This window comes from Bradyrhizobium sp. 87 (assembly GCF_023073015.1).
Classification (GTDB): domain Bacteria; phylum Pseudomonadota; class Alphaproteobacteria; order Rhizobiales; family Xanthobacteraceae; genus Bradyrhizobium; species Bradyrhizobium canariense_D.
Genome location: NZ_JADPIQ010000062.1, coordinates 80,614 through 87,575 on the forward strand (window position 1 = coordinate 80,614; position 6,962 = coordinate 87,575).

7 protein-coding genes are annotated in these 6,962 nt (G+C 62.6%); 3 read left to right on the plus strand and 4 right to left on the minus strand.

Annotated features, from left to right (window positions below; all coding sequences use genetic code 11):
• Positions 1-27: 27 nt before the first annotated feature.
• The 3 genes from IVB50_RS15815 (at position 28) to IVB50_RS15825 (ending at position 3,569) form a co-directional block, all read left to right on the plus strand.
• Positions 28-996: a hypothetical protein gene (locus tag IVB50_RS15815; protein WP_247296339.1), complete on the plus strand. Its 969-nt coding sequence runs from the start codon at positions 28-30 to the stop codon at positions 994-996.
• A gap of 205 nt (positions 997-1,201) precedes the next feature.
• Positions 1,202-1,903, plus strand: a complete 702-nt coding sequence (locus IVB50_RS15820) for an isochorismatase family cysteine hydrolase (RefSeq protein WP_247296342.1) — start codon at positions 1,202-1,204, stop codon at positions 1,901-1,903.
• Positions 1,904-1,913: 10 nt separating this feature from the next.
• Positions 1,914-3,569, plus strand: coding sequence for a regulator (locus IVB50_RS15825; RefSeq protein ID WP_247296347.1), 1,656 nt, complete (start codon positions 1,914-1,916; stop codon positions 3,567-3,569).
• On the opposite strand, the gene IVB50_RS15830 is transcribed toward IVB50_RS15825, so the two are convergent.
• The 4 genes from IVB50_RS15830 to IVB50_RS15845 all read right to left on the minus strand — a co-directional run.
• Positions 3,570-4,394: a carbohydrate ABC transporter permease gene (locus tag IVB50_RS15830; protein ID WP_204510551.1), complete on the minus strand. Its 825-nt coding sequence runs from the start codon at positions 4,392-4,394 to the stop codon at positions 3,570-3,572.
• Entirely contained in the window at positions 4,391-5,329 is a 939-nt protein-coding gene (locus tag IVB50_RS15835; RefSeq protein ID WP_018457161.1) for a sugar ABC transporter permease, read from the minus strand. The genes IVB50_RS15830 and IVB50_RS15835 overlap by 4 nt, the downstream gene beginning before the upstream one ends.
• Entirely contained in the window at positions 5,326-6,648 is a 1,323-nt protein-coding gene (locus IVB50_RS15840; RefSeq protein ID WP_247296350.1) for an extracellular solute-binding protein, read from the minus strand. The genes IVB50_RS15835 and IVB50_RS15840 overlap by 4 nt, the downstream gene beginning before the upstream one ends.
• A gap of 71 nt (positions 6,649-6,719) precedes the next feature.
• A partial coding sequence (locus tag IVB50_RS15845; protein WP_247296352.1) for a transposase occupies positions 6,720-6,962 on the minus strand: 243 nt, incomplete at its 5' end.

Here is a 6,962-nt window from a genome sequence, read left to right on the forward strand (position 1 = left end):
AGTCATGGCTTGCTTGCGGAGGACACCATGACGGCACAAGTGTTCGATACCGAGATCACGGAGACCGACGGCGCTCTGATCGGGCCGTGGCGTCAGCCGCGTCAGATGCTGCAATCCCAAACCTACGACGCGCACGCCTCGATCCACGACGACGCCACCGCGCAGAAGCTCGGCTTCAAGGGCGGCACCATCGAGGGCCCGACCCATTTCAGCCAGTTTGCTCCGCTCGGCGCGCGTTTGTGGGGACAGGTCTGGTTCGAGAGCGGCTGTCTCTCCGCGCATTACCGCAGCGTCTGTTACGAAGGCGAGGAGGTGCAGGCGATCCTGTCGAAGCCGCTGCCCGGCACCAGCCAGTGCCAGATCCAGATGGTCAAACGTGACGGCACCGAGGTGCTGCGTGGCACGGCCTCGGTCGGAGAACCGCAGGCCGCAACCGCGCTGGAGGCGCGTCTTGGCGAACTCAAGCCGCTCACTGATCCCGTGATCCTGCGCGACGTGAAGGTGGCGCAGACGAGCCGGCGCCAGGCGGTGCGGATGGCGTTCGACCAGATCATGGGCGAGCTCTATCCGTTCTCGCTGCGGCAGAAGCTCGCCGTCATCACCGAGACCTCGCCGTATTATTCAGGCGCCGGCAATCCTTCTGCGAATCCGTGGGGCAGGGCGATCATCCCGATGGAGATGCTGAGCGTGCTGTTCCAGTACCGCTCCAAGGACGATCCTCTCCCGGCCAAGGGCCCGGCCGTCGGCCTGTTCGCCGACCAGGAGATCAGGCTGGTGAAGGGCCCGCTGTTTGTGGACGAGGACTACGAAGTCGAGCGCGAGGTCGTCGCGCTCTCCGGCAGCCGACGCACCGAGAGCGCCTGGGTGAAGACGCGCGTGTTCGACAAGACGAATTCGGTGGTGGCGACCATGCTGCTGAACATGGCGACGCTGAAGGATTCTTACGCGCCGTATGAGGAAGAATATCGACGGCTGTACGGAGATACTGCCCGGTAGAAGCGAGCTTCGTTGTCGCTCATCCTTTGGGCAAATGCACGTCGCAAAAGCCGCCGCACAGCGAATAAGCAGACCCCGGCTTTCCTCATAACATTCTGACGGCGCAGGAAATTTTCCCGCGCTGTCCGCCCGATTGCCATTGTACACAATGGCACGGCGCTTGCAGAACTCCGGGCAACGAGAGTTCTCGCGGGGGCCTTGAGTCATGTTGAACTCAACCAAGCCGACATTGGGTGTCATCATCGCCGAACCGGAGCCGGTCAAGCTGGACTGGTCGGCTACCGCGCTCCTCATCATCGACATGCAGCGCGACTTCATGGAGCCTGGCGGCTTCGGCGAGACGCTCGGCAACGACGTCAGCCAGCTCGCGCGCGCGGTGAAGCCGATCGGTGCGGTGCTGAAGGCCGCGCGGGAGACCGGCATGCTGGTGATCCACACGCGCGAGGGCCATCTGCCCGATCTCTCCGACGCGCCGCTGGCGAAGGTCGAGCGCGGCGCGCCATCCCTTCGCATCGGCGACCCTGGTCCGATGGGACGCATTCTCATTCGCGGCGAGGCGGGCCACGACATCATCCCGGAGCTCTATCCGCTCGACAGCGAGATCGTGATCGATAAGCCCGGCAAGGGCGCGTTCTACGCCACCGAGCTCACCGACGTGCTGGAGAAATACGGCATCGAGAATCTGCTAGTGTGCGGCGTCACCACCGAGGTGTGCGTCAACACCACCGTGCGCGAGGCCAACGACCGCGGCTATCGCTGCGTCGTCATCTCGGACGGCTGCGCATCCTACTTTCCCGAATTTCACGAGATGGGCCTGAAGATGATCAAGGCCCAGGGCGGCATCTTCGGCTGGGTTGCAAGCTCAGCCGCGGTTCTGGAGGCGATGAAGATTTCCACATCAGCGTAGGGGCATCACGATGAGCACAGGCACGACAGGGACGGCCGGCACCTCCGAGTTCAAGCCAGCACTATGGACACCGGGCGACTGGAACGCGTTTTTCGGCTTCGGCACCAACATCCTCGTCAACATGCTGGTGCTCACAGGCCTCTTGCGCTTCGTGCTGAAGATGCCCGACTCACTGGTGTTCGGCCGCATCCTTCCCGCACTCGGGTTGATGATGTGCCTTTCCACCTTCTACTACGCGTTCCTCGCCTATCGTCTGGCACAGAAGACCGGCCGCAACGACGTCTGTGCGTTACCGTCAGGCGTCAGCGTACCGCACATGTTCATCGTCACCTTCGTGATCATGCTGCCGATCACGATAAAGACCGGCGATCCGCTCAAGGGCTGGTCGGCGGGCCTGGTCTGGGTGTTCTTCCAGAGCTTCATCCTGATGATCGGCGGCTTCATCGCGCCGTTCATTCGAAAAATCACGCCGCGCGCGGCGCTGCTCGGTACGCTCGCCGGCGTATCCGTCACCTTCATCTCGATGCGGCCGGCGCTCGAAATGTACATGACGCCGCAGATCGGCCTGGTCTGCTTCGCCATCATTCTGGTGAGCTGGTTCGGTGGCGTGAAATATTGGCGCGGCATTCCCGCCGGTCTCGTCGCGATCGCGGTGGGCATGGTCATCGCATGGGGTTCGAACCTGTTCGGCCTCGGTCTCGGTGGACTGAGCGTCAAAGGCGTCGGTGATGCCTTTGCCAATTTCGGCTTCTCGGTGCCGATCCCGGCGGTAGGCTACGTCTTCTCCGGTTTCGAATTCCTCGGAATCATTCTGGTTACCGCCATTCCGTTCGGCATCTATGATCTCGTCGAGGCCATGGACAATGTCGAGAGCGCGGAGGCCGCCGGCGACGAATATCCGACCACGCGCGTGCTCACCGCCGACGGAATCGTCAGCCTGATTGGCTGCCTGATGGGCAATCCCTTCATCAACGCCGTCTATATCGGCCATCCCGGCTGGAAGGCGATGGGCGGCCGCATTGGTTACTCGGCTGCGACCGGCATCATGGTGGTGGTGCTGGCTTGGTTCGGCATCATCTCGGTGCTGCTGGCGCTGGTCCCGGTCGTCGCGATCTCGCCCATCCTGCTCTATATCGGCATGCTGATCGGCGCGCAGGCGTTCCAGACCACGCCGGTCAAGCACGCGCCCGCGATCGTGCTGGCGCTGACGCCGCATCTGGCCGCCTGGGCCAAGCTCCAGATCGACACCATGCTGGGCTCGACCATGAACGCGGCTGCGACCGTCGGCGGAATGGCCGCCGACAAGGCCGACGCGGTCAAGGCTGCGGCGATCGCAGCACTGCCTCAGCAGGGCGTGTTCTATCACGGACTCGAAGTGATGGGCGGCGGCTCCATCCTCGGCGGCCTGATCCTGGGTGCGATCGGTGTCTTCATCATCGAGCGCGACTTCGAGAAGGCCTCGGCGTTTGCGCTGGTTGGTGCGGTCCTGACCTACTTCGGCTTCATGCACGGCGAAGCCGTCGGCATCGGCGGCGGCTTTGGCGTCACGCCCGCGGTCGCGTTCGCCTATGCCGTGATGGCCGCCGGTTTGTTCGCGGCCAGCAGGCTCGGCGCGAGCGAGTCCTACATGCCGCACGCGGACATGCACGCGGCACCGGCGGAGTAGCTACCCGCCCTTGACGGCACCCGCGGTGAGCCCGGCGACGATCTGTCGCTGGGCGAACACCGTGAGCAGCAGCACCGGAAGGGTGACGATCAGCGCGGCGGCCGCGAGCGGCCCCCAGCTCAACTGGTCGAACGAGATCATGTTGTAGACCGCGACTGGCAAGGTGCGTGTCTCGCGTCCGGCCAGCACGATGCCAAAGACAAAGTTGTTCCAGGAGAAGATCACGGCGAGAATGAAAGCGACCGCGATGCCAGGCTTGGCGATCGGCAGCGCGACATGGCGGAAGACCTGCCAGCGCGTGGCGCCGTCGATGAGGGCTGCTTCTTCCAGCTCCATTGGCGTCGTCTCGAAATAGCCGATCATAATCCAGATCACGATCGGCACCGTGACCACGAGGTGGATGATGATCTGCGGCACCAGCGTGCCGAGCAGTCCCAGCCACTGGAACATGAGAAACAGCGGGATCAGATAGGACAGGCCCGGCGTGATGCGGGCGATCAGGATCACGATCGCGGATTTATGCGCGGCCATGCGTGCGATGCCGTAGCCGGCGGGAACGCCGACGAGCAGGGCAAGCAGCGTCGCACTGCCGGTGACGATCAGGCTGTTGATGAAATAGGTCAGAAAGCGGTTGGAGGCGAGTACGTCGGCATAGTTTTTCCAGGCGACATGCTCGGGAAAGAACACCGGCGGGTAGGCGGCGTTGTCGATCTCGAATTTGAGCGACAGCGACAGCATCCAGAGAAAGAACAGGATCGCCGGCGACACGATGAGGAACACCGAGAACCACAGGCCGATCTTGCCGATGATTTGCCTTGGACTCATGTGCCGCTCGCGATCTCGGTCCACAGCATGCGTTGGCGTGCATAAAGCATCACCGCCGCGAGCAGAACGATCAGCAGGAAGAACACGACCGCGATCGCCGAGCCGTAGCCGAGGTCGTAATAGGAGAAGGCGACGCTGTAGAGATAGATGTTGATCGTCTCCGACGCCGATCCCGGACCGCCCTGCGTGATCGCGAAAATGATGTCGAAGCTCTTCACGGCATCGATCATGCGGATCATGCCGGCGATGAACAGGAACGGCATGATCAGCGGCAGGGTGATGAAGCGGAACACCTGCCAGATGCTGGCGCCGTCGATCTGTGCACTTTCGTAAGGCTCGGTCGGGATCGCTGCCAGGCCGCCGAGTACGATCAGCATGACCAGCGGCGTCCATTGCCAGGTCTCGACCAGCACCAGCGAGGGAATGACGGTCGCGGGATGGAATACCCAGAGCTGCGCGGGGATTCCGACCAGTGACAGCAGATAGTTCAGTACGCCGAGCTGCGGGTGGAACATCATGGTCCAGACCAGCGCGATCGCCACCGGCGTCGCCATCATCGGCATGATGAAGACGCCGCGCAGAAAGCCGCGGCCAGGGAATTTCTGGTGAAACACTACGGCCGCAAACGTGCCGAGCACGAGCGGCAGCAGCACGGAGAGTGCGGTGTAGACCAGTGTATGTCCGATGGCCTCAATGAAGCGGGGATCGCTCGTCAACCGCAGATAATTGGACAAGCCAACGAAGGTGGTCGACGAGCCGACCTTCCATTCGTTCAGGCTCATCCAGATCGTGAAGACCCACGGAAAGATGATGATCGCGATCACGACGACCAGCGCCGGGACCACGAACGGCCAGTAGGACGGCGGCCGCAACTCCTTCTCCGGCGCGGCATCAGACTGTGCCGCGCCCGGAGTCGATTGTGTCAACGCACTCACGCCTTCTCGCTACGCTCCAGGATCGGCCGGTACTGATCGTTGGCCTTCTTCAGCTCGGCGGCAGGATCGGCGCCGGACAGGGTCGCGGTGACCGCGGCGCCGACGATGTCGCGGAATTCGGCGACCGGAATCACGACGGGCAGGCCCAGCTTGCTGATCTTGCCGGAATCGATCACCGATTGCAGCCACTCCTTGGTCTTGACGCCCTTCTGGACCTCGGGATCGCCAAGGATCGAGTTGCGGAACGGCACGCCGCCGCCGGCCTGCAGCAGCCGCGCGCCCTGGGTTTTCGAGACCACCCATTGGCAGAGCAGATAGGCGGCTTCCTTGTTCTTGCTCGCAGCGGCAACGCCGATGCCGTCGCCATAGGTCGAGGAATATTGTCCCTTGGGGCCGGCGGGCACGACGGTGTAGCCGACCTTGCCGACGACGCGCGAGGCGGCCGGATCTTCCAGCGGCGGCGCCCAGCCGACGCCGTCGATCCACATCGCGGATCGGCCTTGGGTGAACGAGGCCATCGACTCCATCCAGTTGAAGCCGGCGACGCCTGGGGGTGCCGATTTCGTCAGGAGCGTCTGATACAGCTTGGTCGCCGCAATGGCTTCCGGACCGTCGGTCAGGATGTTGCCCTTGGCGTCGAGGAATTCTCCGCCATAGTTGAGGAAGAAGTTGCTCCACATCGCCATGTTGGCGTTGCGCAAGCCGCGCCCAACAAAGCCGTAGATGCCTTCCTTGGTATCGGTGAGCTTCTCGGCCGCCGCAGCCATCTCGTCGAGGGTCTTGGGAACGGTGACGCCCTTCTTCTCGAACAGCTCCTTGTTGTAGTAGAGGATGAAATAATCGACCGACCACGGCAGCGACAGCATCTGGCCCTTGTCGTTCCTGGCGTATTGCAGGCCGGCTGCCGAGAAGTCGCCCTCGACGAGATCGGGCGCGGTGAGCGCCGGGTCCTTCATGAAGGGCGTCAAGTCGGCGAGCCAGCCGGCCTTCTCGAATTGCCGCTTCTGCACATGGTAGCTGAGATGGACGACGTCGAAGCTCGGCCGTCCCGAGGTGAACTCGATCACCACCTTTTGGCGCTGCTGCTGCTCGGGAATCTGCTCCGCTTCGACCTGGATGCCGGTGAGTTCGGTGAACTCCTTCACGTATTTTTGCAGGTTGTCGCCGCGGGGGCCCTTGGCGAGGATCACCTCGAGCTTGGTCCCCGCGTATTTCTTCCAGTTCACCTCGGCACGCGCCGGCAATCCCGTCAGGCTGAGCGCGCCAGCTGCGGCAGTGCCCGTCAAGAGCGTACGACGCGAGATTTTGTGGTTGACCACTTGAGGTCCCTCCCTGTGACTCAATTTGGGCGGATACTAGCGGCCGTTCTGCTTCTGCCTAGGGTTCAGACTCAATTGATCCAATAAGCGACGAGAGCGGCGAGGTGGACGGCGGCCAAGAAGTTTCTGGCAAGTTTGTCGTAGCGAGTAGCAACACGCCTGAAATCCTTGAGCCGGCAGAAACAGCGCTCGATAACATTGCGCCCTTTATAGAGGCGCTTGCTGAAGCTGTGGAGGGTTACCCGGTTGGATTTGTTTGGAATGACGGGTTTCGCGCCGCGATTGACGATTTCGGCGCGAAAGCCGTCGCCATC

Coding starts and splice junctions, on each gene's coding strand:
- IVB50_RS15815 (WP_247296339.1), top strand. CDS start 28: ATGACGGCACAAGTGTTCGATACCGAGATCACGGAGACCGACGGCGCT.
- IVB50_RS15820 (WP_247296342.1), top strand. CDS start 1,202: ATGTTGAACTCAACCAAGCCGACATTGGGTGTCATCATCGCCGAACCG.
- IVB50_RS15825 (WP_247296347.1), top strand. CDS start 1,914: ATGAGCACAGGCACGACAGGGACGGCCGGCACCTCCGAGTTCAAGCCA.
- IVB50_RS15830 (WP_204510551.1), bottom strand. CDS start 4,394: ATGAGTCCAAGGCAAATCATCGGCAAGATCGGCCTGTGGTTCTCGGTG.